Below are 23,380 nucleotides of genomic sequence, written 5' to 3'. Positions count from 1 at the left end.
AATCATCGGCCGTCATTCCATGATCCAATAGAGACCCGACCCCTGCCCTCATCCGAAACACCAGAAACCGAACCCTCTCCGAACGAGGTTCGCCATGTCCGACGGAGCCGGAGAAGCTATCCCCTGATCCGGGCGGTCTTTGCACAGCTGACCGGCGCCGCCATTGTCATTGGCGGACAACAGATCCTTGGAAGCCGGATGGATCTTATCCTTCCCCTGCCCGCGCTATTGGCCGTGCAGGGCGTTATCGCAGCCGGCCTCGGACAGGTCATGGGTTTGGCCAGATGGTGGTTGCCGATCAATCTGGTGATCCCTGCAGCCGTAGCCTTGGCACTGTCTCTCAATCTGCCGAGCTGGGTCTATCCGGTGGTGTTTATCGCCCTGGCCCTGGTGTTCTGGAACAGCGCAGATGACAGGGTGCCGCTCTACCTGACCAACCGCACCACCTGGCGGACGCTGCAGGATTTGATCACCAGGGAAAGCACGCGCAAGGGAAACGACTTCAAGGCAACGGACGTCGGCTGTGGCCTGGGTGGCGCCCTGCTCTATCTGGCCCGACAGTGCCCGGAGGCCTCGTTCGTCGGCATCGAGTCGGCGCCTTTGCCCTTCGCAATCGCGCGTTTGCGCGTTGCCCTCAGCGGTCTTTCAAACTTGTCGATCAGATACGGCGACCTCTGGAAGCAGGATCTGGCCGACTACGATCTGGTCTACTGCTTCCTCTCGCCGGAGCCAATGCCCCGGATTTACGAAAAGGCAAGAGCCGAGATGCAGACTGGCAGCCTGCTGATCAGCAATTCCTTTGCGGTACCGGAGGTCTTACCCGAGGCGACGCTCGAGGTCGAGGATCGGCGGGAAACGCGCTTGCTGCTATACCGTCTGTAGCACCGGCGAGGCTCCGTTCCATGGCAACCTGATTTTCCCCGCTTAAACAGGTTATTAACCGATATCGATCTAACTTTACTCAAATTGTCGCAACTAAAAACCTGGGCGCGCATGTTTATAATCATTGGTCTTGTCGTTGTCTTCGGCTGCGTCGCGGGCGGCTATGTCGCCATGGGCGGAAAGCTCGGCGTGCTTTGGGAGCCGTTCGAGTTCGTCATTATCCTCGGTGGCGGTCTTGGCGCCTTTATCGTCACCAGCAATTCCAAGGCAATCCTGGGTGGGGTCGGCAAAGCCTTCGGCCGGATGTTCAAAGGCCCGACCTACAAGAAGGAAGATTTTCTGGAGCTGCTAACCCTGCAGTACCAGATCTACCGACTGGCCAAGACCAAGGGCATGCTGGCGCTCGAACCACACATCGAGAACCCGCATGAATCCTCGCTCTTCGCCGAGTTTCCCAAGTTCAATTCAGACCATCACGCGGTCGATTTCGTGTGCGACTATCTGCGGCTAATGTCCCTTGGCGCCAACAATCCGCACGAGGTCGAGGCCATTATGGATCTCGAATTGGAAACCCATCACGAAGAGGAGCACGCGGTCGGCGCCGCCATCGGCGGTCTGGGCGAAAGCTTGCCCGCACTAGGCATCGTCGCGGCGGTCCTGGGCGTGATCAAGACCATGGGCTCAATTTCCGCCCCGCCGGAGATTCTGGGCGGACTGATCGGTGCGGCGCTGGTCGGTACCTTTTTCGGAATCTTCATGGCCTACGGCGTGATCAGCCCCATGGCGGGCGCCTTCAACGTGGTCGTCGCGGAGGACTCAAAATATTACGAGTGCATCAAGTCGGGCATGCTCTCCCACATGGCCGGCAATCCGCCGACAGTCTCTGTTGAATACGCCCGCAAGTGTCTGCTGTCTCACACCCGGCCCAGCTTCGCAGAGGTCGAGGAAGCCTCAGACGCCCTGCCCGCGCCCGCCTAGACAGGCCCCTGGCGACAACGGGAAAAACGGAGGGAGACAATGTTAGATGGCTGACGGCGATGGAGATGGTGGCAACACCATCATTATCAAGAAGGTCAAGAAGGGTGGCCACGCCGCTCATGGCGGCGCCTGGAAGATTGCCTACGCCGACTTCGTGACCGCCATGATGGCCTTCTTCCTGCTGATGTGGTTGCTGGCCAACACCTCGGAAGAGCAGAAGGAAGGCATCGCCGACTACTTCACCCCAAACCCCCGCGTCTCTTCATCGACCAGCGGTTCCGACGGCGTGCTGGCCGGCCGGACCATGAGCCCGGACGGCGCCATGATCTCGGAGCGTTCGGCCATTGGCGTCGAAGTCACGTTGGGCCCCTCGGAGGAAGCCGTCGACGATCCGGACGCGCCGCCAGGTGAACCGGATCCTGACGCGCCTGTGACCGAAACCGCCGAGGCCAAGGCTGCCCGCGAGGCCGAAGAAGCCGCGGCCGCCGCGGCTCTCGCCGAACAGAAGGCGAAGTTCGAGGAAGAGACCGAGCAGTTCGAAGCCGCCGAAGCCGCCTTAAAGCAGGCGATCGAGGAAGCGCCCGAACTGGCAGAACTGGTGAACAATCTGGTGGTCGATCACACGCCGGAGGGCCTGCGCATCCAACTGGTGGACCAGAGCCGCAAGTCCATGTTCCCGTCGGGCAAAGCCGATCCTTTCGAACACACCACCGAACTTATGGGCCTGGTGGTCAAGGCCGTCAGCAACCTGCCTCAGAAGATCTCCATCAAGGGCCACACCGACGCCACGCCTTTCCGTGGCGACGACGGCTATACCAACTGGGAACTTTCCACCGACCGCGCCAACGCCAGCCGCCGTGCCCTGATTAGCGAAGGCCTCGCCCCCGACCGCGTGGTCTCGGTAGTGGGCCGCGCAGCGCAGGACCCCCTGATTGTGGAAGACCCGACATCCCCCCAAAACCGGCGGATCTCGATCATCCTGTTGCGGGAGAACAAGGCGGTCGAGGGGCAAGAGGCGAGCGCGACGGCGGGCTGAGGTCGCGAGGCTCCGGAGGTTAAAAAAAAGCTTTTTGAGGGAACACGTTCCCCGCGCCACCTTGGCTTTGCATCCAATGATAGGCTCCTCTATCAAGATCTATACTCATTGTAGAAAAGATCAGTTGGGAACCCTTATGCAACTTGCGGCCTTTGAACGCTCGATTTTGTTTCGGCTCATCGTTGCCAGTCTCTGTGCACTTGCGCTCTCGGGTTGCGGCCTTGCGGCAAGAGAACCCGGAGTTGCGGATTTTGACGTGAGCATACCCGAATTTGGGTCTCTGGAAGGACCTGAGCAGATTCAAGTCCAGCGAGAAAAAATCGCCGCCATCGAGTTCGTCGCGCCCGTCAAGGGAACGATCATTGTCAAGTCGCGAACCCATCACTTTCGCGGCTTCCAAAAGATTTACCTGAACTCCGATTATCTCCTGGAGGAGGATACTGAGCCCCTGCTTCAAGAGGCCGCCACACGCTTGTTTGAGATCGACCCAGATGCGACGACCCGGATCAGACTCGAACTGGTGCTGAAGGGACTGACCTACCAGTCCGGTGCAGGGCTGTGCTCAAAGTGGACGTCGCGAATAACCTCAACCTTCGTCGTGACGGAGATCACGCCGGATGGCCAGGAAACATCGGAGAGCTTTTCGGAAACAGCCTCCGAAACCGACTGCGACACGATCATCATCCCGATGCCGACAGGCGCTGCATTTGAGGGCCCCTTGCAAGAGTCCTTGACCAAAGCCTTGCGGAAGATGATCAAGTCACGAGGCGGGCAATCGGTCGCTTCAGCATCTGCGTTATAGCTGGACGGGTGCTGGCGAAGGGCTGAACTTCCTCGAAGTTATTTTGCGGCGACGGCGGGTTAGTTTCGCACCTTTTCAAAAGTAGGCTGCAAGCTTGAATTTCGGGGGAACACATTCCCCCGCGCCCCCACTTTTTCTGGCCTGTTTGCCAGAGCTACGAACTGATTCTCTCGAATTTTAATATGCACAAAACGAGACCTGAGCTAACCCTTGATTTCGGAGATGATTCACCGCTTGAAGCAGCTATGTGCGACAACGCGATGCTCGAGAACGGCGGCCTTGAGGGCCAAGTGGTGTGGAGACGGATTTTAGCGGCGGAACAGGAGCTAACGCGGACCACGCCGGGGGAAGGCGAAGGGACACACTGAAGGCCGGTCGTGGTGGCGCTTTGCATGATGCCCTGGCGGTTGCCGGTTACTGAGCCAACGTCCGAAGCCTTTGCTTGTTTTTTGCGAGGAAGTCGGCCGGCAATGCCTCATTCCCGTGGCAGGACGGTGGCGCAGAAGGACTCGATTGTTGCAAGCTCATTGGCGGGCAGGTCGCTCAGGGCGAAATCCAGACGGCCGCGCAGAGCACAGCGCCTGACCTGAGTGGCCGGATCGATGGCGCCGCCCTCAGTTGCCGCAGCAACGGCGACACCATTTAGGCTGACCTCGTCCTTTTCGTTGGGCTCAGAAAAGAAACCTTCAACGAGAATCAGGTCCGGCGCATTGCCCATGAACAGTTCGGTTTCGACGGTTTCGGCGACCAGAAGGTCGTTTTCAAAGCGTCCGGTGACCGTGAAGATCTTGCCGTCAGCAAGGCTAAGCGATGGTGCAGCCTGTACTTTAACCCTTCCGACCGTTGCCTGATCCGCATCATAGACCCCGGTGACCTGCTGAAGCCCCGCCGGAGCCGGCGATATGCGCGACGCAACGACACCTGTCTTAGACCAGAATCCATCAACCGTTACCGATGCTGCATCCTCTAGATCACCGGTCACCGGCACCCCCATCACTTCATTGGGTCCGGTTACCGGCCCGGAAAGCACCGGTAGGTGACGCAGTTGTGTGGCCTGCCAGGCATTGCCGTCCGGTGCCGTGCTCAGCACCAGTGTCATCCCCATGCGCAGGTCTTCCAGGCTTTTCAAGCCTTTCAGTTCAAGGTCCGAGGAAAATCCAAAGCGCATGCCGCTGACTTCAAACTGGTCGACACCTGTGACACTGCCGACAACCCCCGTGCCGACGATCCCGCCTTCCTTTTCATCACCGAAAATCGGCGTCACAATCATCATGAGGCTCAAGACCAGCAATATCCGCTTCATGCCTCTTTTTCCTTCGTATGCATGAAGGTCCCCGCAACGAAGAGGGTCGATCCTTCTTCTTCCTGTTGCAGTTTCTTGGCTTCCGCATTGAGCGTCTGGAGCATCTCCAGGGCCAGTTTCGCGCCTTTTTCCTCAAGCGACCTGGCAGCGGCTTGCGACAGGTGCGAATAGCGCAACGCCCGATCCCACTGCGGCTTGTCGCCGACTACATTGCCGATGGTCGTCTCCAGATGCGGCAGCAGGGTCGCCACCGCAGCCTTCAGTTTCTCTGAGCTATCAACGGGCACAAGCACGGTTGAAACAAGGCGGATATTGCCATCGTGCTCCTCGACATTTCCGGTATTGCGCAACAGCGATAGGACGGTAGCGGGCGCGGCATCAACCTTGGCGGACCGGACTAGCGCATCAAAACCGTCTTCGCCATCACGCGGCAGATCGCGCGGGCCGTCCGCGCCCTGGAACACTGGATCGTTCTGCCAGATCGTCAAGACACGGGCCGCCGCAGAGCTGCGTTCGGGCATTGGATCCTTGCGCTCCAGCCGCTTGGTGTCCTTGCGGTGCACACCGGTCATCAGGCTGACGTGGCTCGCAGATGCATCGGGAACCTTGGCAAAGGCGGTTTCGACCAGCGCGGCCTTCAAAAGCTTCACTGCATCATTCAGCATTACATCGTTTTCAATCATGAGCCGGGCAATCGGTGTCATGATCGCTGCAAGCGACTGTTCTGCTGATATTTTGTCGTCATTCGCCATGGTCCTAGCGGTACATTTAAATCCGGCGCAGCAGTTTGTAAAACTCAGCACAACATTTTGTGATAACGAGGTTATTGTACAATGGGAATTTTTCCCATCAAACTTTTTACGTCAAGACTGACATCCAAGCAACCAGAACATTGAACGGACTTTTGGTGTTTGCGTTTTCTGACAAAAGCGTCTGTTCAGCACATGAGGAAATATGTCATGAAGAAACTCTTAATGGCCACGGCGTTCCTGCTTGCAGGTGCAGTGTCTTCTGTGGCCCATGCCACCAACCAACTGGCAACGGCGATCGGCGGCTACGACACTGTCGCCTATTTCACCGCGGGCGAACCGACCCAGGGACGTGCCAAGTTCCATCACTTCTGGAATGGTGCCGTGTGGTACTTCGCATCGGAAGAAAACCGCGACAAGTTCAAGGCGAATCCATCTGCTTATGCACCGCAGTACGATGGCTACTGTGCCTGGGCGGCCTCGCAGAACTACAAGAGGCCCGGGGATCCCCAAGTCTGGCAGATTGTAGACAACAAGCTCTATATCAAGGTCCACGAAGGCGCCCAGAAGAAATGGCGCGCGGACATCCCCAACCACATTTCCCAGGGCGACGACAACTGGGTCCGAATAGCTCCATATTGATCCGGCATCGGGGAACCCAAGCTGCCTTGCCCTGATTGTCATGGCACGTTTGCAATCGGGACGGTAGCAAAGCATATACCAATTGACCCTTCCGCCACCCCAGCCCCGCCGGGGTGGCGGATTTGAGAGAACAAGGCCAGGTCCGGTTTTGTGCAGTCTTTCAACGCAGGCTCGCTCACGAACTTTGGTGGCCTGACACCTGCCTTTGTTCGGTGACGCTCTCGACGGATCCACGCCAATTGTGTCGCCCGCCGCAACGCTCCGGCGAAGGGCTGTGACCGGCTGTCGGACAGCCTGCAGCCCGTTTGGCCAATCACCGACAGCCACCCCGCTCACTCCTAGCCCTCATCCCGCTCCCGCCAGCGCGCCAGCTTCATGCCGGCACCCGGCCGCGACCAGGGGCAGACGGCGATGCAGATGGCGCAGCCAGAGGTGTCGGCGAAGCAGGAGATGCACTTGTCGAAATCGATGAAGCATTTTTCGACGCCGTGCACCATTTGCTTTTCCGGCCCGGTCGCGAAAGGCGGACAGACATCCTCAAAAACCCGGCAGCGGCTGCAGAAGTCGTCGCCTCGAAATGCTCGAAGGCGTCCCTGCTCAAGCCATGAGGTCAGGACGGGGTGTCATATGGGAAATAGACGTTTATGAGAACCGACCTGCGGGAAGCGCGTGAAGATTTGGCCGCCGCATTGCGCTATGCCGATAAACTGGTCTGAGTGAAGGCATCTGCAATCATTTCTCCCTCGCCGTCTCTGACGATGGGCAGGAGTTTCTGGTGACTCCGCAGGGGTTTCACTGGTCGGAGCTGAAAGCCTCAGACATCGTGCTCTGCCATCGCGACGGCCGGGTGCTGGACGGCGAGCATACGGTAGAGCCGACAGCGTACTTCATCCATGCGCCGATCCGCACAGGACGACCAGCCGCCAAAGCCGTGCTCCATACCCACATGCCATATGCAACTTCGTTGGCCATCGTCGAGGATGGCCGGTTGGAGATGGTTGAGCAGGGCGCGCTGCGTTTTCACAACCGCATTGCCTACGACGATGGTTATGGCGGACTGGCGCTGAATCATCAGGAAGGAGATCGGATCGCTGATGCGATGGCTTATAAGCCAATCGCGTTCCTCGGCCACCACGGCGTTGTCGTGACGGCATCGACTATGGCCACGGCGTTTGACGATCTCGATTACCTGGAACGCGCCGCACAGGTGCAGACACTGGCCAAGATGCACGGCAAGCCGTTCAGAGAGATCCCACGGTAGGTGGTCGAGCAGACAGCGCGCCCTGGAGTTCGTTCCTGTTTCCGGACAATGGATTAACTTACCATTGTTGATGATAGGAGATTGGTATGAGCCCTGGCCGACGGAAGTTTACGGATGATGATTAGAAAGTTCGTTTGGTGGATTTCCCCGACATGGAAAAATTACGACGTATGGTGTCAAGCGATGACTGATCTTCGAAAAGAAACGCTGGTCGCTCTACTTCGCCTTCTTCGTTTCGTCGCTCACAAATACGTCCCAGCCAGCGTAAAGACTTCGCCACCGAGGCCGAGCTTGAAGCGGGCGATGCCGGGCTGGCTTTCGGTGTTCACGCCGCCGAGGTCAAGCCAGTCGATCCCGCTCTCTTTCAAGGTCTCGATGCCGCGCCAGAGCAGCAGGTTATGGGCCTGGCCAACGCGGCCCGCGTCGCTGGTCCAGGAGGCAAGGTAGGTGGCCGCTCTGCCGTGGCGAATCAAGATGACGCCAGCGACCTGGTCGCCACTCAGTCGTGCAGTGAGGGCGACCACGGCCTTGCGGTCGTGGCCTGCCAGAGCGGCGATGAAATCGCCGTTGGGGCCGACGAAGCGCTTCTTGCGGCGAAAGCGGTCATACAGTTGCAGGCTTTGGCTCAGGCGGCGTGGGTTGGTCGTCACCCCCACGTCGAAACCGGCCTTTTCCGCCTGCCGCAGGGCGTTGCGCCACTTGCCGTGCAGGCCGGCGCGCAAGGCCTCCAGGGGCGGTCGCAGGTCGAGCCAGATCGAGCTGTAGCCGGTCACGACCGGGCGCAGGCTCTGGGCGCGCAGCATGGCGGCGCTCTTCGGATTATCAGGCAGTTCCGGCAGCCAGAACAGGAAGTCGCCGAAGCGACGACGGAAATGCCGGGCGATGGTATCGCAGACCTCTGGTGTGCGCGGGTCTTCCCGTGGGTCGATCAGCCAGATGGGGCCGCGCAGCACCCTGGCGATGCGGGTGAAGAGGCGGTCTCCGCAGAAGGCCTGGACCAGGGCCAGCGGTTCGCCACCCTGGCCGATCAGGCCGCGCTCGGCCCGCAGGCCCTGCTGGCTTTCCATCGCCGCGCCGTAAGCCCAGGCCTGTTCCAGGCTGCTCTGCCCGGCCTGGCGGGTGAGGACATCCCAGGTCTCGCGGGGGCAGGGCTGCCAGGTAATATCGGCGTCGGGTTCGGGTTCGGGTTCGGGGGCGGTGACCATGGCCGTCATAATCCCGGTTTTCACCGGGCCCGGCAATCTTTAGTCTGTGATTATGACCCAGTCGGCCGACAGCCCTTCATCGCAGGCGGAGAAGCTGGCGGAAGTCCGGGGGCACCGGATTCCCAAGCGCCGCTTCACGCGCTGGGCGCTCTACTACTTCACTCTCTACATCGTGCTGCCGGTGCTGGCCGTCAGCCTGCTGGCCGATGCCTTTATGTATTTTCTTTTCACCCGCTTCACCGATCACTGCTACGCGCTGTTCTGTTTATTTAACTGAAGCGTCATTTGACTGGGCTGGAACCGATTCGACATAAGTTGAAAACGCTCTAACAGGCTGCTGAAAAAGGACAATGGAGGCCTTATACCAAGGAGCATTGATAATGCCCCATAGAGATTGTCTCCAGGGTCCTTCGGGCAGGAGAAGGAACGCAGGCGATGCAGAGCATCGGCAAGGAACAGCACAATTTTCGCCCCAGAGAATTGTTCGATCCGCTGCATTCTCGAAGTTCAGGTTCCGGTGACGGGCTGCGACCGAGAAACGCCTGCCGGACAGCCTTCTAGCCGTTAGCCCAATCTCCAACAGCCGCCCCACTCACTCCGATACCTCATCCCGTTCCCGGCGGCGTGCCAGTTTCTCCGCCAGGTTCAGACCGACGCCCGGGCGGGACCAAGGGCAGACGGCGATGCAGATGGCGCAGCCGGAAGTGTCGGCGAAAAAGGGAATGCATTTGTCGAAATCGACGAACCATTTTTCGACACCGCGCACCATTTGCTTTTCAGGCCCGATCGCGAAGGGCGGACAGGCGTCTTCGCAGACCCGGCAGCGGCTGCAGAAATCGTCGACGCCGAAGCTGCGTTTGGTCGTGTGGGCAAAAGGTGCGTCCGTGAGGACTGCGCCGAGCCGAAAGGCGGACCCGAACTCCGGATTGATCAGGGAGCCGTGTTTGCCCAGCTCTCCGAAACCGCATTCGAGAGCCGGTGGGATCATCAGTATTTCGCCGACCATGGGGCCGGTCACGGGCGCCGCGTCCCAGCCTTCCATACGTAACCAGCCGGCGACGCGTTTCGCAGCGGCGGCGGCGCGGCAGTATTGACGTGTGACCTCAATGCCGCCGCGGGTTTCCGGCACATGCTTCAGCTCGTCATAATCATGTTGAACACCCAGCATGACCACAGTGCCGAAGTCGGTTTCGTGATGCTCGAAAACCCATTCTGGCTGTAGCGCCGTCACGCCGACCATCTCGCAATCGCCATCGGCGATGAACCTGTTCAGCGCATCCGTCCACTCCTCCGGACTTCGCTCCGCCGGCGTATCGGCAAGCTCGGGCAGCGGCGCCTCCAGGATCGCACGGCGCTGTGTGCGGAAGTCCATCAAGACCGGGTCTTGCGGTTCACGCCGGTAAAACCACTTCTGGGCCTCACCAAAGGAGACGGCGTCCATGTCAGGCGCCCACCAGACCATCGACGGCCGACGCACCTCCGTCTCTCCAAGACCATTCGTCTCACTGCCTTTCGTTTCAGGCAGAAGCGCAACGAATTCCGGATCCGGAGTGAAGGGACGGTATGGATTTTGTTTGGCCATTCTTTAAGCTTAAAGCTTTTTTGAACAAACGCCAACCGCTCCAATTCGTACTTCGTCAGCACTGAAAATCCGCACGGTAGAATGAATCCATATGAACGGGAAAGGCTCTGGCTGTATGAAGTGGCGGTTGATTCGCATCTTTCAGCGAAACAGTGAAATACGATCGGGCCCCGGAGAGGTACAATTCCTCTTTGCTTCGCCACCGAATAAAGTTAGAGCAGATTGCGTTTACTTGGCTACAAAAGGAGTCTTTTACCGTGACGTCATGCCCCTGCGGTACCGGCCGGAACTTAGATGACTGTTGCGGCACCATAATAGGCGGTGCGCCCGCACCGACTGCAGAGACGCTGATGCGCTCACGCTATACCGCCTTCGCGCTCGGCAATGTCGGCTATCTCTCTCAGACACTGTCTTCCGAATCTCGATTGGATTTCGACGAGGTCGAAGCGGAGAACACCGCCAATAATGCGACATGGCTGGGATTGGAAGTCCGCGACACTCAAGGCGGCGGCGAAAATGACGAGACCGGGACGGTCGAGTTTGTCGCCAGCTTTCGTCTGGAGGGTCAGCAGCTCGCTCATCATGAACTGGCCACATTCAAACGCGAAAACGGACGTTGGGTCTACACCGACGGGCAGATAAATCCGAAAGGCGCGCCGCGGCAGGTCGTGAAGGTCGGCCGCAACGAGCCCTGTCCCTGCGGATCGGGAAAAAAATACAAGAAGTGCTGCGGGGCGTAGGGCCTCAGGCCTGTCGACACCAGGGAATAAAACCACACTCTGATCTGTTAGAGAGTTGAAGAGGATGCACCGGTCGGAATGCAGACCAAAAGGAGATTCGCGATGTACCTTCAACTCGAAGACCAAAAGAAGTATTACTATTTCCACGCCTTCTTGCTTTCGATGAAAGATCGAGTCTTTCACAAGAAAAAGGTGTTCGATGCCTATGTAAAATGGTCGGGCCTCGCCCCTCATGACGCTGCGTTGGCCCTTCGTCCCAACATGAATCCCAAAGTCTCGCCCGCGAACTTCCCTTGCGAGCGGGATCCGAAGACCGGCAAGTACCGGATCAGCGTCGGCATGACCTGGTCGAAAAAGGTGTTCGGGATTTCCAGGGCGGTCATAGGTCACTACGAGAGCGCGAAGTTGAAGGCATTCCATAGCGCGAACAGCGGCGACAAGGTAAAGCTCGCTGCCTGGGAGGAGTACCTGGAAGCCACGATTATGCATGAAATGGTCCATTGGGGCCGCAAGGTCAAAGGCATAGAAGCGCCGACCTACGACGAAATGGAAAACAACGCGGAGGCTTTCGAGAAAGAAGCTTACGGCAAGGTCACCGCAAGTCCGGAACCACTTTGTTTCCAGCCTGAAACCTACAAACCTGCTGAATGATGGCCGACGGCCTTAACGCCCAGCCCGCACGCTGCTAGACTACCCTCCTCACAGCAGCTTGGCGGGTTGGGTGATGATCAAGGCCGTCCTGCTCGATCTTTCGGGGGTGATCTATGTCGGCAACCGGGTTCTGCCGGGCGCCCTGGAGGCCGTTGCGCGCCTGCGCGACGCCGACCTGCCGATCCGCTTCCTGACCAACACCACCCGCACCGCGAAACAGGGCATCCTGGAAAAGCTGCGCGGGATGGGGCTTGAGATCGCGGACGACGAGCTCTTCACCCCGGCCGCCGCCGCGCGCGACTGGCTGATCCGCCACAAGCGCGCCCCTCACCTGCTGATCCATCCCGACCTGGCGGAGGACTTTCAGGGACTCCCGGACTACGCCGAAAAGGCCGTCGTGATCGGCGACGCGGGCAAGAGCTTCACCTACGACAGCCTGAACGCCGCCTTCCGGGCCTTCGACGGCGCCGAGTTTTTGGCGCTGGCCAACAACCGGACCTTCAAGGACCAGGACGGCCAACTGAGCCTGGACGCGGGCCCCTTCGTCGCGGCGCTGGAGTTCGCCACCCGGCGCAAGGCGACCGTGCTGGGCAAGCCGTCGCCGGATTTCTTTGGAGCTGCGCTGGAGAGCATGGTCTGTGCGGTTGAGGACGCGGTCATGGTCGGCGACGACGCGGAGATGGATGTCGCCGGGGCGCTGGCGGCGGGGTTGGGTTACGGCGTGCTGGTGCGGACGGGAAAGTATGTGGAGGGGGTTGAGGTGAGTGTGGATCCGAGGCCAAGTGCTGTTGTTGATGATCTGACGGCGGCGGTGAGGTGGATTGAGGATTGTCGCGCGTAAGCGAAGCTTCTAGGACGGACTTGCATTTGCGCGTTCGTCGATTGGTCAAACGCATAAATTGGAACCTGCCGCCGCCTACTTCATTGATTCCCAATCTTCAAGCCAATTGGTAAAGCTTCAACAGTCAGGCTGATCTAGGCTTATTGTGTATTAAATTTCCCGGTATCCCCCTTTACGGAATTCCATTCCTGTGCCGAGGCGCACCAAACTTCCAGTTTGGGCGGCAACGCCGCTCGCTGTCGAGCCGTCCCCAGACGAAGGTTGTATGACTTGGGCTCCACGCCTACCGCTGTCGAGTAAAGCGGTGAAGCACATTCCGGGCAGAATAACTGAAGGCTTGTCGCACCGTTCGCCGAAATTTTTTCGTAGGTCTTGGGCTCACCAGACAGTAGTTTGAACTTCTCGACGGACACCGAAACCGCCCAGCAAAAAGGCGAGCCCGATATGGACTGACAATCGGTGCAATGGCAGAGTTAAACCCCTTCGGGATCAACTTCAGCTTCAAATTGAATGAAGCCACAGTGGCACGCGCCGTCGATTCTCATCGCGAATTCTCCTTATGCCAGCTTCAAGAATCCTAAACTGCAATTACGGCAACGCAGCAGTTTTTGCGCAGGGAATCTGAGTAGTGAATACTTATTTTCGACCCTGTCAACTAAGGGCGAACGGGTATTCAAATGTCTACAGCGAATCGGATCGTGTATTGTGCAGTTGCCTTCCAAAGCAGTTTACAAAAAATAACTTACACCAACCTGTCGTCCCCTGCCTCCAGCAAACACAACGCTTCATCCACTCAAAATCCCGTCTAGATTCTGGATGATCACGAAGAAAACGATCAGTCCCACGACGATCAGAATGATCCAGGCGAAGAACTGAAACACCACCGCGCTCGCGCCCAAAGCGATCGCGCCGGCGGCGGGGCGCCAGGTCTCGCGGCGGACGATGCCCAACAGGCCGAGGACAATGGCCGCGCCGGCGAGGACGGCGGCGAAGAGATTTAGCACGCGGTCGATGTCCCAGGGGGCGGCGGTTGGTTCAGGCTGTTGTTCGCCGGACAAAGCCCGGGCTGCGGAATCACGGATCTCGCCGGCGATTTCACCGATGGAGATGCCGGCGCTTTGTTGCGGGGCGAAAGGGCCGGCCCAGAAGTGCATCAAGACGAGGAGCACGGCGGCGGCACCGATGGCAAAGCCGATCATGCCGGCGGTGGGTCGCGGGCCCGACGGGTCTGTGGGAGTTGATCTCAGGGGCTCAGTCAGATTGGACATTGCTCAATCTCTCATTCGTCATTAAAAATTCATCGTATACATACAATTGAATTCATGTTGGTGACGATCAGAAGAGATTCAAGATGGGACCTCGCGTCCAGCGACAGCCTGCCCAACCCGAAGACGTTCAGGCACGGCACAGGATGCACGAATGAAAACCGCGCCACGGGCAACCCGATGACGCGGTTTCTCAATCCAAAATCGCGGCACGCCCTACCCCGCCGTCACCCGTCCCAGCGCTTCATCGATCGCAGTGACAATCTCGTCGATGTCGTCCTTCGTGGCGATCAGCGCCGGTGACAGACACAGCGTGTTGTTCAGGCCCGGCAGCGAACGGTTGGTGGCGCCGATGACGACGGCGTTGTGCTTCATGCAGTCGCCGACGATGGCTTGTGTCACGGACTCAGGGACCGGGTCGCGGGTTTCTCGGTCGGAAACCAGCTCGGCGCCGACGAAGAGCCCTTTGCCGCGGACCTCGCCGATCAGGGCATGCTTGCCTTTGAGTTCCTCAAGACGGCCGACCAGGTAGTCGCCCATTTTGGTGGTGTTCTCGAGCAGCTTTTCTTCTTCGAGAATATGCATGTTCTCGATCGCCGCCGCAGGTCCGGCGGTGCAGCCGCCAAAGGTCGAGATATCGCGGAAGTAGCTCATGGGCTCTTCGGGGTCGGACTTGAACTCCTCGAACAGCGCCTCGGTGGTCACGGTGCAGGAGATCGCGGCGTAACCCGAGGCAACGCCCTTTGCCATGGTCACGATATCCGGCTTGATGCCGTAGTGCTGATAGCCGAACCACTCGCCGGTGCGCCCCATGCCGCAGACGACTTCGTCGATGATGAGAATAATGTCGTACTTCGCGCAGATTTCCTGAACCCGCTCCCAATAGCCCGCGGGCGGTACGATCACGCCGCCACCGGCCGTCACCGGCTCTAGGATCAGGCCGCCGACCGTATCGGCACCCTCTTGCAGAATGACCTCTTCAATAGCATTGGCGGCACGGATGCCGTAGTCCTCGATCTCGCCCCACTGGGAACGGTACTCCAGGCAGTGCGGGACCTCGACGAAGCCGGGCGTGAAGGGCCCGTACATGCCCTTGCGCTCCTGCTGGCCGCCAGAGGAGAGAGCGGTAATGGTGGTGCCGTGGTAGTCGCGCTCGCGATATAGAATTTTATGCTTCTTGCCGCCATGCTTCTGGTGGGAGATCTGGCGGACAATCTTGTAGGCCTTCTCGTTCGCCTCGGAGCCGGAGTTGGAGTAGTAGACGCGGCTCATGCCGGGCATCTTGGCGATCAGCATCTCAGCAAAATTGGCGCCGGGAATGGTGCCCATTGAGCCGGCGAAGAAGTTCATCTTGACCAGCTGGTCCCGTACGGCGTTGGCGATGCGCTCGCGGCCATAGCCGACATTGACGGTCCAAACGCCGCCGGAGACCGCATCCAGGTGCTCGCGGCCGGCCTGGTTCCAGACCCGCAGGCCCTTGCCTTCGATGATCAGCAGCGGATCGACCGTCTCGAACTTCTTGTGCTGGGTCAGATGGTGCCAGATGCGGGTGCGGTCATTCTCGATGACCTGGCTGAAATCGTTGATGTCGACATTGATGTTCATTGCTGTCTCCCCAATGGCACGGCGGTGCGAAAGAACGCAGCCCAGTAACGCTGTACATTAACGCAGCGATGAAACCGCTTACAGACTTCTCTTAGCCTAGATTAAAGAGGGAGCGTAAATTCGATTTTTCAAACAGTCTGGAAAATCTTTCGTATCTTGGTTTCATTGCCATGCACGCAATCATGTAAAGCCATATTATTGCGCTATAAAATACAATCAGTTGAACGTTCTGGGTCGGTTCTACCAGCCCGGTTTTTCACTCAATCCGAGAGAGAAACACATCGTCACTCGAAAGGCACTCGGCGCCGCTTGAGACCAGGCCCTCAAAAAAGCAGATGACAGCCAGCCGTCACCTGTGTAACGCTAAGTCCATGATCAATTCGTTCGCCACTTTCTGGTTTTACTTTAGCTATCCGGGCCAACAGGCGGACGGAGGGGACCCTATGTTCTGATCAACCAGATACATAACAAACCGAACCAACCGCCAGCTCTCTGGCGGTTTTTTTGTTTCCGCCGGCAGCCTGAGATAAGGAACCCGAGCGATGCAACAAGCAACTGACGATCTGAGAATTAAAGAAATACGAGAGCTGGTTTCGCCTGAAACCCTGCTGAAAGACATCCCGTTAACCCCGGCCGCCGCAAAGACGGTGCAAGGTACCCGTACCGCCATTCAACGCATTCTGAAGGGCCAGGACGACCGCCTGTTGGTGGTGGTCGGACCCTGCTCGATCCATGATCCGGAGGCCGCGTTGGACTACGCCAATCGACTTGCCACCCTGCGTCGGGATCTTGCCGGCAGCCTCGAGATCGTGATGCGGGTTTACTTCGCCAAGCCGCGCACCACCGTCGGCTGGAAGGGCCTGATCAACGATCCGCATCTGGACGGCAGCTACGATATCAATAGAGGACTCGAGACCGCGCGGCGCCTGCTGGCAAAGATCAACGAGCTTGGACTGCCGGTCGGCTGCGAATTCCTGGATACCACCGTGCCGCAGTATATCTCCGATCAGGTTGGCTGGGCCGCTATCGGCGCACGCACGACCGAAAGCCAGGTGCATCGGGAACTGGCCTCCGGCCTCTCCTGCCCTGTCGGCTTCAAGAACGGCACCTCCGGCGACGTAAAGATTGCCCTGGATGCGGTGCAGTCGGCTGCCCATCCGCACCACTTCATGGCCGTCACCAAGACCGGCCGTTGCGCCATTGCCGCGACCGCGGGCAACGAGGACTGTCACATCATCCTGCGCGGCGGAACCGAGCCGAACTACGACGCGGCCTCGGTCGATGCGGCTTGCCGGGCCGCCGAAACCGCCGGCCTGCGCGGGACTGTCATGATCGACACCAGCCATGCCAACAGCTCCAAGAAGCCAGAGAACCAGCCCTTGGTGGCCGCGGAAATTGCCGGCCAAATTGCCGGCGGCGAGCGCCGCATTCTTGGGCTCCTGATCGAGAGTAATCTGATTGCCGGACGCCAGGAGCTGGGTGCGAAACCCTTGAAATACGGCCAGTCGATCACCGACGGCTGTATCGACTGGGCGAGCTCGGTTGAGGTGCTTTACAATCTCGCCGAAGCGGTCGCGGGACGCCGGCGGGTGGCGGCTTGAACTGTATCTCCGCAATTCCGGAGGTCCGAGTTGAGGCCTCCGGTTGAGCGCGGTCTGATAGCAAGAATGAGGGGCCGCAGCCTCTTACTGAAAACCCGGGGCTGCGGCTGCGCGGCTGGCAAGACTATGCCCGCGAGACCCTTGGTGTGCTCAATAGCGGCCGGGAAGTGATTGTGGATCTGGACGGGTATCCCATGGCGCCGAACCATGAGATCGGCTGAACCTGCAGCGTGATCTTGCGCACGATTTAACCTCGAAGGAAGAAGGCTTTGGAGACTGTCCAGACTAGTCTGAGTCGCCGGCCATAACCAGGACCGGTCCTGATTACGCTTTCATCATCGTCCTTTTCAGGCGTAACGGATGACCCTGCGTTCAACGAAAGCAACAATCAGGAACAGGCAGATTGCCATCGAAGAGGATAGGACGATGGCTGCATAAAGCTGGCCCGCACGGTAATTGAATGTTGCCTGAATGATCAGCGCCCCGAGCCCTTTATCAGATCCGATCCACTCGCCAACGATTGCACCAATCACTGCGGTCGTCGAGGCGATCCGCAAGGAAGAAAACAACATCGGCAAGGCTCGTGGAAACCGCAGCCGCCAAAAAACCTCCCACGGCGTAGCGGATAGAATGCGCAGCAGTTCCTGTTCGTTGTGGGATGCGGAGTTCAGTCCGCGGATCATGTTGACCAGCGTGGGAAAGAAGCAGATTACTGCGGCGATAATGATCTTCGGCGTCATACCGAGGCCGAAGATCAGGATAATGATCGGCGCCAAGGCCAGAACGGGGATGGTGTTGAAGAACAGGACCACCGGGAAATAAGCAGTCTGCACAATGCGGCTGTAAACAAATACGACTGCCAGAAAAATGGCGACGGAGTTGCCGATCAGAAACCCGGCGACGCTTTCCACCGCGGTCGGCCAGAGATTTGAAAGCAGCAACGGCCATTGTTTTTGAAACACGCCAAGGATTGTTGTCGGTGTGGGCACAATGTAGGCGGGTATGCCTGTCCAGGGGACGAGGAACTGCCAAGCGGCAAGGATCGACAAAGCCCCGAGGACCGGCAGCACGATCAGCACCGTTCGGGACAGCGGGCGTTCCTTCATGACGCCGCCTCGAGCGCGGCACGCATGTCGGACATAGCTGAAATGATCCCTGCGTCTTCGCGGCTACAGCTGTTGTCCGCAGTCTTGGTCGGACGGAGGTCTCGAACTTCGACGACCCTGCCCGGATTGGCTGCCATCACCATGATACGCTGGCCGAGATAGACTGCCTCCATGATCGAATGAGTGACAAACAGGATGGTCGTTCCCGTCCGTCGCCAGATGGCCAAAAGCTCGTTGTTGAGCCGGTCACGCGTAATTTCATCCAGCGCGCCGAAAGGCTCGTCCATCAAAAGCAATTGCGGTTCTTCGATCAGCGCACGTGCAATGGCCACGCGCTGGCGCTGACCGCCCGAAAGCTGGTGAGGAAAGCGTTCACCAAGCTCTTCCAGGCCCAGCATTGTCAGGAGTTCGTCAGTTCGACCGAGAGGCAACGGTCGTATGTTGCGTCCTCCGACAACAGCTGGCAGCTCTATGTTGTCTCTGACGTTTCGCCACGGAAGGAGCGTTGCATCCTGAAACACAAACCCAATCTGACGGTTTTGCCTGGCATCGCGCGGGTGAGCCCCGAGAACGCCGATCTTGCCCGATAGCGGATCCAGAAGGTCGGCAACAACCCGCAGCAGAGTTGATTTCCCACAGCCCGAGGGTCCGAGAATGGTTAGAAACTCACCGGCCTCGATGGTAAGATTGAGGCCGGCGAGAACGATCACATCAGACTCGGCGTTGCGATAACCGATGTTAAGATCGTGGGTTTCCACCGCAAGAGTCATCGACGTGTCAGGCGCCCGGTGCGTTGAGCTTTGGACGGTCCGCTGCGGTCATCTCAAGGATCTTCGACGTGTAGACCTCTTCAAGCTTGGGACGCCCGTCAGGATATTGCTTGATCTGGTCGTAGATCGATATCTGCTCTTCCAGAGATGCCGGATCGAATGCGCCCCAGCCATCCTTTGCCGTGTCGGCATCGAAGCTCATGCGGAGCACGAGGTCGATGGTTTTCAATTCCCAATCCAAGTCCATGTTGGGGAATGCCGCAACGGCTTTCTTGACAGCTTCTTCAGGGTTTGCGTGAGTCCAGCCCCATCCCTTTGCTGCTGCGCCAATGAATTTCGCCAGAGTATCGGCATTGTTTGCCACGGCCTCATCGGTCGCAAAATAGACGTCGGCATAGGCAGGTAGCCCAAGATCGCTGACCAGCAGGTCTATACGGTCATCGCCAACGACACTCAGAGCCTGCGTATTAGTAATCCAGCCGCCGATAGCATCGACCTCTCCGCGGATCAAAGGCGCCTTGTCGAAGCCGACGTTGACGACTTCCAGTTCCCCAATCGGGATATTGTTCTTGGCGGCGATGGCATCGATGAGAAAACGCGCGGTCGGTTGAATACCGATTTTCAACCCCCGAAGGTCGTTGACGGAGCGCAACGGCCGGGCTGGCTTGGACGTAAAGGCGTAGGGTCCGGTTCGGTAGCCGCAGGCAAGTATCTTGACGGGGACGCCGCTGGCACGTGCACCGAACAACTGCGCAGTTTCAGAGAACTGCCCGAGCGCGGCCGCCCCAGAAACGACAGGTGGCACGGTTGCTGAATTCGGGCCGCCCGGGCTGAATTCAACCTCCAACCCAGCCTCCTGGAAGTAACCGTTTTCGACCGCAACAATATCACCGATCTGTCCATTGGACATCAGCCAGTCATACTTAATCACGACCTTGGCTGCGGCGCGGGCGTCTTTGGGAATGATCAGTTGGACGCCAGTCCCGAATGCCGCCACGCCCGCGGCGGACGCCTTTAGAAACGATCTGCGATCGATTTGTGTTGAACGCTGTTGCATTGGCCTGATCTCCTCTCCCTGTTATTGATTATTTCTCAAGATGCCCTTAGTTTTAACTCCGCTTTACTAATGCTCGTCTGTCTCGTGATAGTCGCCTGGACCGCCCTCTTCCCAGGCATAAAGTTCCCATAGCGTCCCGTCCGGGTCTGTGAAATAGGCGCATCGCGCATTCCACACATAACTTGCCGGTTCGCCGTAAAACGTGACCCCGCGCGCTATGAGTTCGGCGTGAAGTTCATCGACCGACGCCGGGCTATCAAGTTGGACGGCGACACAGGCTTTGTGGGCGGCTTTTGGTGAACGACGGTTTGAGACGCCTGTGTGTTCACTGATATGATCCAACTCCCAAGCCGCCAAGGTAACGCCGTCAGCATGGAAATCGGCAAATCCTTCGGCGCGGCGACGGAGTTTGAAATCGAGTTTCTTCGTATAAAACTCTACCGTCTGCTCAATATCCTCGACCAGGATACAGATGTCGGTGATCGATTTGAGCTTACCCAGTCCCATCGCAATCACGCTCCCTTCCCGTCTCGATCCGAAGACACTGCAGGAGTAACGCCGGCACGCTCAGCCGCACCTCTTATATGCTCCCGCATGGTGCGGCGCGCGCCCTCTCCGTCGCCCGCCTCCAAAGCTTCGTAGATGCGCACGTGTTCGGCCACGTTGATTTCAACCAGTTCGCGCAGCGGGTTGGTATGGCGCGCGATATGTATCGATCGACGGATTTGTTCGCAGATGAAGCAGACAAAGGTGTAGATGTAGTCGTTGCCGGTCGCCTTCGCGATCTCGCGGTGAAAGACGAGATCCGCTTCAACGCTGCCTTCTTCCCAACGTTCCGTACCTCCCATGCGGTCCAACGCCCGTTTTATTTCCGCAAGGTTCTCTTGGCTTCGCCGTTCGGCCGCCAGACCGGCTGCCTCGATTTCCAGTATCCCACGCAATTCGAAGAGGCGCTCCATCGAGCCGTCCGCCTTCAAGGCTTCGGGATCCAACCGGATTGCCGAACGCTGCTCGGGTTCGAGCACGAACGCACCAACACCTTGCCTCGCCTGGACGACGCCATCCGCACGCAGCTGCGATATCGCCTCGCGCACAACATTACGGCTAACCCCAAGTGTGTCGGCGAGTTTGTGCTCGGTTGGCAACTGCTCTCCGGGCCGGAAGTTTCCCGCCGCAATTTCTCGCCTGATGAAGGACGCAACCTTGCTCGGAAGATGTTCAACAGCGCCTATCTTTTCGGATATCCGCCTCATGCAAGCGTCCCTTCCCCAGCCGCTAAGGGCCACGGATTCCCAAAATCTGTCGGAACGAACAGGAAGCTCCAACGCTGAGTCACGGTCAGGTCCCACCTCTTCTCCAATGTGGAAAACTGACTGCGGTTGGCGGAAGCAACGCAGCTTGAGCGATCTGGGAAAGTCAGCTGAGCATAGATCTGTTTTGATGTTTTCCGGTCGCACACAATCGGGCTCAAACTCCAAATCGAATCTATGGTTTTCTATAGAAACGATAGCATGAAGTCAGTCATCCTACAACAGAACAACAAATATTAATCACATTGCGGCCTGCCGATCCGACAAGCCGTGGCGTTGGTTTTTCTGAAATGGCTGGAAGGCTCCAGGGCACACGGTCTCTAGCGCGGGTCATATTTTGTTGGAACGACTTTTGGGTTTCGGCAAAGCCGGACTCGCTCTACATCGAATAGCTAGGGCTGAATCACCGGATCGATGGCGTGCGTGCAGCCCAGTTACCCAAACTTTGGCCGCACCATGGCAGAAACGCTTCTGCTTGACTCAAACAAGCGCAGACCTGTTCTAAGGATTTGAAGATAAGGCTTTCTTTCGATCACCTTTGATTTAAAGAAGATCGGTCTGACTTTCGCTCCACAACATACTGCAAACGAAACCCATGCTCCAAGCCGCGACATCCCCACCGAAACTGATTACGCTGGTGCTGCTCACCGCGCTCTCGGTGCTGTCGCTAAACATGTTTCTGCCGTCGTTGCCTAATATGGCGGCGGCGTTTGAGGCAGACTACGCGCTGGTCAATCTCTCCATCGCAGGTTATCTGGCGATTACTGCGGTGCTGCAGGTAATCATGGGCCCCTTGTCGGACCGCTACGGACGGCGACCGGTCCTGCTGGCGGGTTTGACGATCTTTGTGCTCGCGTCACTGGGCTGCGCGCTGGCAACCGACGTATGGGTTTTTCTGGGATTTCGGATCCTCCAGGGGTCGATCATCGCCGGGGCCGCCCTATCAAGGGCAGTGATTCGGGATATGGTGCCGGCACAGGAAGCGGCGAGCCTGATGGGCTATGTCAGCATGGCCATGGCGGTTGCGCCCATGCTGGGACCGATGTTCGGCGGGGTCCTGGACGCGGTCTTCGGCTGGCGGGCGAATTTTCTGGCCTTCACCGGCTTGGGCGCTGTTCTGTTATTGCTCAGTTGGATTGATCTGGGAGAAACGAACAACGAGCCGTCCGAAACTTTCGCGCGACAGTTCCGCAGCTATCCAGAGCTTTTTCGGTCTCGGCGCTTCTGGGGTTATTCCATGTGCATGGCTTTTTCCACGGCTGCCTTCTACGCCTTTCTGAGCGGCGCACCCTTGGTCGCACAGACATTGCTTGGGCTAAGTTCGGCGGAACTGGGAATCTACATCGGCTCCATCACCGCCGGCTTTTTCCTGGGCAGCTTTTTGTCAGGCCGCTTTGCAAAGAAAACTGCACTGACGACTATGATGATTGCCGGACGGATCGTTGCCTGTGGCGGACTTTTGGTGGGTATGGCATTTCTTCTGGCCGGGTTCGTGAATGTATTTTCGTTGTTCGGGGCAACAATCTTTGTCGGCATCGGCAACGGCTTGACGATGCCGAGCAGCAACGCCGGCGCACTCTCGGTTCGGCCGCAGCTTGCAGGCAGCGCATCGGGCTTGTCCGGTGCACTGACGGTCGGCGCCGGCGCTCTTATGACCTCAATCACAGGCGCGGTCCTTACCGAAACCAACGGGCCCTATACACTTGTCGGCATAATGCTGCTCTGTTCGGCAGCAGGGCTGGCCGCGGCGCTCTCTGTCCTACGGATCGACCGGCAAGAATCCGTCAGGCATGGGACGTCTGAAGGTTCCTCTCTCGATTGACTCCCACGTAGAGTTAGGAGGCAAGGTCACCTCTCTAATCGCTGAATTTCATTCCGTGCTGGCGCAGTACAGCAGTTAGCTGCAATACTGAACTCAATTAAATACGGCGACGGGTCGTTAACGCCGCAAATTGCGATAGCAACCTGATACGCTGTAATGAGAACAGGCGAAT

The 23,380-nt window shown here is 58.3% G+C and carries 24 protein-coding genes and 1 pseudogene; 12 read left to right on the top strand and 13 right to left on the bottom strand.

The genetic code is table 11. From position 1 onward, the window contains the following. Positions 1-198 precede the first annotated feature (198 nt). The 4 genes from QMZ18_RS24735 (at position 199) to QMZ18_RS24720 (ending at position 3,698) form a co-directional block, all read left to right on the top strand. Positions 199-882, top strand: coding sequence for a class I SAM-dependent methyltransferase (locus QMZ18_RS24735; RefSeq protein WP_282609048.1), 684 nt, complete (start codon positions 199-201; stop codon positions 880-882). Between the two features lie 111 nt (positions 883-993). Beyond that, complete coding sequence (gene motA / locus QMZ18_RS24730; RefSeq protein WP_282609047.1) at positions 994-1,860, top strand: flagellar motor stator protein MotA; 867 nt, start codon at positions 994-996, stop codon at positions 1,858-1,860. Positions 1,861-1,906: 46 nt separating this feature from the next. Beyond that, a complete protein-coding gene (locus tag QMZ18_RS24725; protein WP_282609046.1) occupies positions 1,907-2,896 on the top strand; it encodes a flagellar motor protein MotB in 990 nt (329 codons plus the stop codon). Positions 2,897-3,032: 136 nt separating this feature from the next. Next, the gene (locus tag QMZ18_RS24720; protein ID WP_282609045.1) at positions 3,033-3,698 is read left to right on the top strand and encodes a hypothetical protein; all 666 of its coding nucleotides are present in this window, start codon (positions 3,033-3,035) and stop codon (positions 3,696-3,698) included. Between the two features lie 475 nt (positions 3,699-4,173). On the opposite strand, the gene QMZ18_RS24715 is transcribed toward QMZ18_RS24720, so the two are convergent. Both QMZ18_RS24715 and QMZ18_RS24710 read right to left on the bottom strand, forming a co-directional pair. Next, a complete protein-coding gene (locus tag QMZ18_RS24715; protein WP_282609044.1) occupies positions 4,174-5,001 on the bottom strand; it encodes a hypothetical protein in 828 nt (275 codons plus the stop codon). Next, on the bottom strand, positions 4,998-5,753 hold the full coding sequence (locus QMZ18_RS24710) for a DUF6502 family protein (RefSeq protein WP_282609043.1): 756 nt from the start codon (positions 5,751-5,753) through the stop codon (positions 4,998-5,000). The genes QMZ18_RS24715 and QMZ18_RS24710 overlap by 4 nt, the downstream gene beginning before the upstream one ends. Positions 5,754-5,960: 207 nt before the next feature. Between QMZ18_RS24710 and QMZ18_RS24705 the strand changes: the two genes are divergently transcribed. Further along, positions 5,961-6,392 carry a YHS domain-containing (seleno)protein gene (locus QMZ18_RS24705; RefSeq protein WP_282609042.1) on the top strand — a complete coding sequence of 144 codons (432 nt, stop codon included), beginning with the start codon at positions 5,961-5,963 and terminating at the stop codon, positions 6,390-6,392. 338 nt (positions 6,393-6,730) lie between these two features. On the opposite strand, the gene QMZ18_RS24700 is transcribed toward QMZ18_RS24705, so the two are convergent. Further along, positions 6,731-6,889, bottom strand: a complete 159-nt coding sequence (locus QMZ18_RS24700; protein ID WP_282609041.1) for a hypothetical protein — start codon at positions 6,887-6,889, stop codon at positions 6,731-6,733. 215 nt (positions 6,890-7,104) lie between these two features. On the opposite strand from QMZ18_RS24700, the gene QMZ18_RS24695 reads away from it, so the two are divergent. After that, complete coding sequence (locus QMZ18_RS24695) at positions 7,105-7,653, top strand: class II aldolase/adducin family protein (RefSeq protein ID WP_282609402.1); 549 nt, start codon at positions 7,105-7,107, stop codon at positions 7,651-7,653. Positions 7,654-7,895: 242 nt separating this feature from the next. On the opposite strand, the gene QMZ18_RS24690 is transcribed toward QMZ18_RS24695, so the two are convergent. Then, positions 7,896-8,867: a lipid II:glycine glycyltransferase FemX gene (locus tag QMZ18_RS24690; protein ID WP_282609040.1), complete on the bottom strand. Its 972-nt coding sequence runs from the start codon at positions 8,865-8,867 to the stop codon at positions 7,896-7,898. A gap of 43 nt (positions 8,868-8,910) precedes the next feature. Here QMZ18_RS24690 and QMZ18_RS24685 point away from each other — a divergent pair, with 43 nt between their 5' ends. Beyond that, positions 8,911-9,135, top strand: coding sequence for a hypothetical protein (locus QMZ18_RS24685; protein WP_282609039.1), 225 nt, complete (start codon positions 8,911-8,913; stop codon positions 9,133-9,135). A gap of 315 nt (positions 9,136-9,450) precedes the next feature. Here QMZ18_RS24685 and QMZ18_RS24680 read toward each other — a convergent pair whose 3' ends face one another. Next, positions 9,451-10,440, bottom strand: coding sequence for a 4Fe-4S dicluster domain-containing protein (locus tag QMZ18_RS24680; RefSeq protein ID WP_282609038.1), 990 nt, complete (start codon positions 10,438-10,440; stop codon positions 9,451-9,453). 257 nt (positions 10,441-10,697) lie between these two features. Here QMZ18_RS24680 and QMZ18_RS24675 point away from each other — a divergent pair, with 257 nt between their 5' ends. The 3 genes from QMZ18_RS24675 (at position 10,698) to QMZ18_RS24665 (ending at position 12,672) form a co-directional block, all read left to right on the top strand. Continuing rightward, positions 10,698-11,180: a YchJ family protein gene (locus QMZ18_RS24675; protein WP_282609037.1), complete on the top strand. Its 483-nt coding sequence runs from the start codon at positions 10,698-10,700 to the stop codon at positions 11,178-11,180. Positions 11,181-11,282: 102 nt separating this feature from the next. Further along, the gene (locus QMZ18_RS24670; protein WP_282609036.1) at positions 11,283-11,831 is read left to right on the top strand and encodes a hypothetical protein; all 549 of its coding nucleotides are present in this window, start codon (positions 11,283-11,285) and stop codon (positions 11,829-11,831) included. 73 nt (positions 11,832-11,904) lie between these two features. Beyond that, a complete protein-coding gene (locus QMZ18_RS24665) occupies positions 11,905-12,672 on the top strand; it encodes a TIGR01458 family HAD-type hydrolase (protein ID WP_282609035.1) in 768 nt (255 codons plus the stop codon). A 140-nt stretch (positions 12,673-12,812) separates the two neighbouring features. On the opposite strand, the pseudogene QMZ18_RS37115 reads toward QMZ18_RS24665, so the two are convergent. From QMZ18_RS37115 to QMZ18_RS24650, 3 genes and pseudogenes are all read right to left on the bottom strand, one after another. Continuing rightward, a pseudogene (locus tag QMZ18_RS37115) lies at positions 12,813-13,133 on the bottom strand (GFA family protein); the annotation flags it as partial. A gap of 324 nt (positions 13,134-13,457) precedes the next feature. Next, positions 13,458-13,940: a hypothetical protein gene (locus QMZ18_RS24655; protein ID WP_282609034.1), complete on the bottom strand. Its 483-nt coding sequence runs from the start codon at positions 13,938-13,940 to the stop codon at positions 13,458-13,460. Between the two features lie 213 nt (positions 13,941-14,153). Continuing rightward, positions 14,154-15,542, bottom strand: a complete 1,389-nt coding sequence (locus tag QMZ18_RS24650) for an aspartate aminotransferase family protein (protein WP_282609033.1) — start codon at positions 15,540-15,542, stop codon at positions 14,154-14,156. Between the two features lie 542 nt (positions 15,543-16,084). On the opposite strand from QMZ18_RS24650, the gene QMZ18_RS24645 reads away from it, so the two are divergent. Next, the gene (locus QMZ18_RS24645; RefSeq protein ID WP_282609032.1) at positions 16,085-17,143 is read left to right on the top strand and encodes a 3-deoxy-7-phosphoheptulonate synthase; all 1,059 of its coding nucleotides are present in this window, start codon (positions 16,085-16,087) and stop codon (positions 17,141-17,143) included. A gap of 347 nt (positions 17,144-17,490) precedes the next feature. On the opposite strand, the gene QMZ18_RS24640 is transcribed toward QMZ18_RS24645, so the two are convergent. The 5 genes from QMZ18_RS24640 to QMZ18_RS24620 all read right to left on the bottom strand — a co-directional run bounded on the left by QMZ18_RS24640 (position 17,491) and on the right by QMZ18_RS24620 (position 21,329). After that, positions 17,491-18,249 carry an ABC transporter permease gene (locus tag QMZ18_RS24640; protein ID WP_282609031.1) on the bottom strand — a complete coding sequence of 253 codons (759 nt, stop codon included), beginning with the start codon at positions 18,247-18,249 and terminating at the stop codon, positions 17,491-17,493. Further along, positions 18,246-19,019: an ABC transporter ATP-binding protein gene (locus QMZ18_RS24635; RefSeq protein ID WP_282609030.1), complete on the bottom strand. Its 774-nt coding sequence runs from the start codon at positions 19,017-19,019 to the stop codon at positions 18,246-18,248. Before QMZ18_RS24635 ends, QMZ18_RS24640 begins: the two co-directional genes overlap by 4 nt. Before the next feature lie 7 nt (positions 19,020-19,026). Beyond that, positions 19,027-20,076 (bottom strand): ABC transporter substrate-binding protein, encoded by a 1,050-nt coding sequence (locus QMZ18_RS24630; RefSeq protein WP_282609029.1) that lies wholly within the window; start codon positions 20,074-20,076, stop codon positions 19,027-19,029. Positions 20,077-20,142: 66 nt separating this feature from the next. Next, positions 20,143-20,583: a VOC family protein gene (locus QMZ18_RS24625; RefSeq protein ID WP_282609401.1), complete on the bottom strand. Its 441-nt coding sequence runs from the start codon at positions 20,581-20,583 to the stop codon at positions 20,143-20,145. 5 nt (positions 20,584-20,588) lie between these two features. Next, positions 20,589-21,329, bottom strand: coding sequence for a FadR/GntR family transcriptional regulator (locus QMZ18_RS24620; protein ID WP_282609028.1), 741 nt, complete (start codon positions 21,327-21,329; stop codon positions 20,589-20,591). Between the two features lie 652 nt (positions 21,330-21,981). On the opposite strand from QMZ18_RS24620, the gene QMZ18_RS24615 reads away from it, so the two are divergent. Next, positions 21,982-23,208, top strand: a complete 1,227-nt coding sequence (locus QMZ18_RS24615; protein ID WP_282609027.1) for a multidrug effflux MFS transporter — start codon at positions 21,982-21,984, stop codon at positions 23,206-23,208. The last annotated feature ends 172 nt before the right edge of the window (positions 23,209-23,380 follow it).

The organism is Pelagibius sp. Alg239-R121 (assembly GCF_947331435.1).
GTDB lineage: Bacteria > Pseudomonadota > Alphaproteobacteria > Kiloniellales > Kiloniellaceae > Denitrobaculum.
The sequence above is the reverse complement of the archived record's forward strand: the minus strand, read 5'-3'. Positions and strand labels throughout refer to the sequence as shown.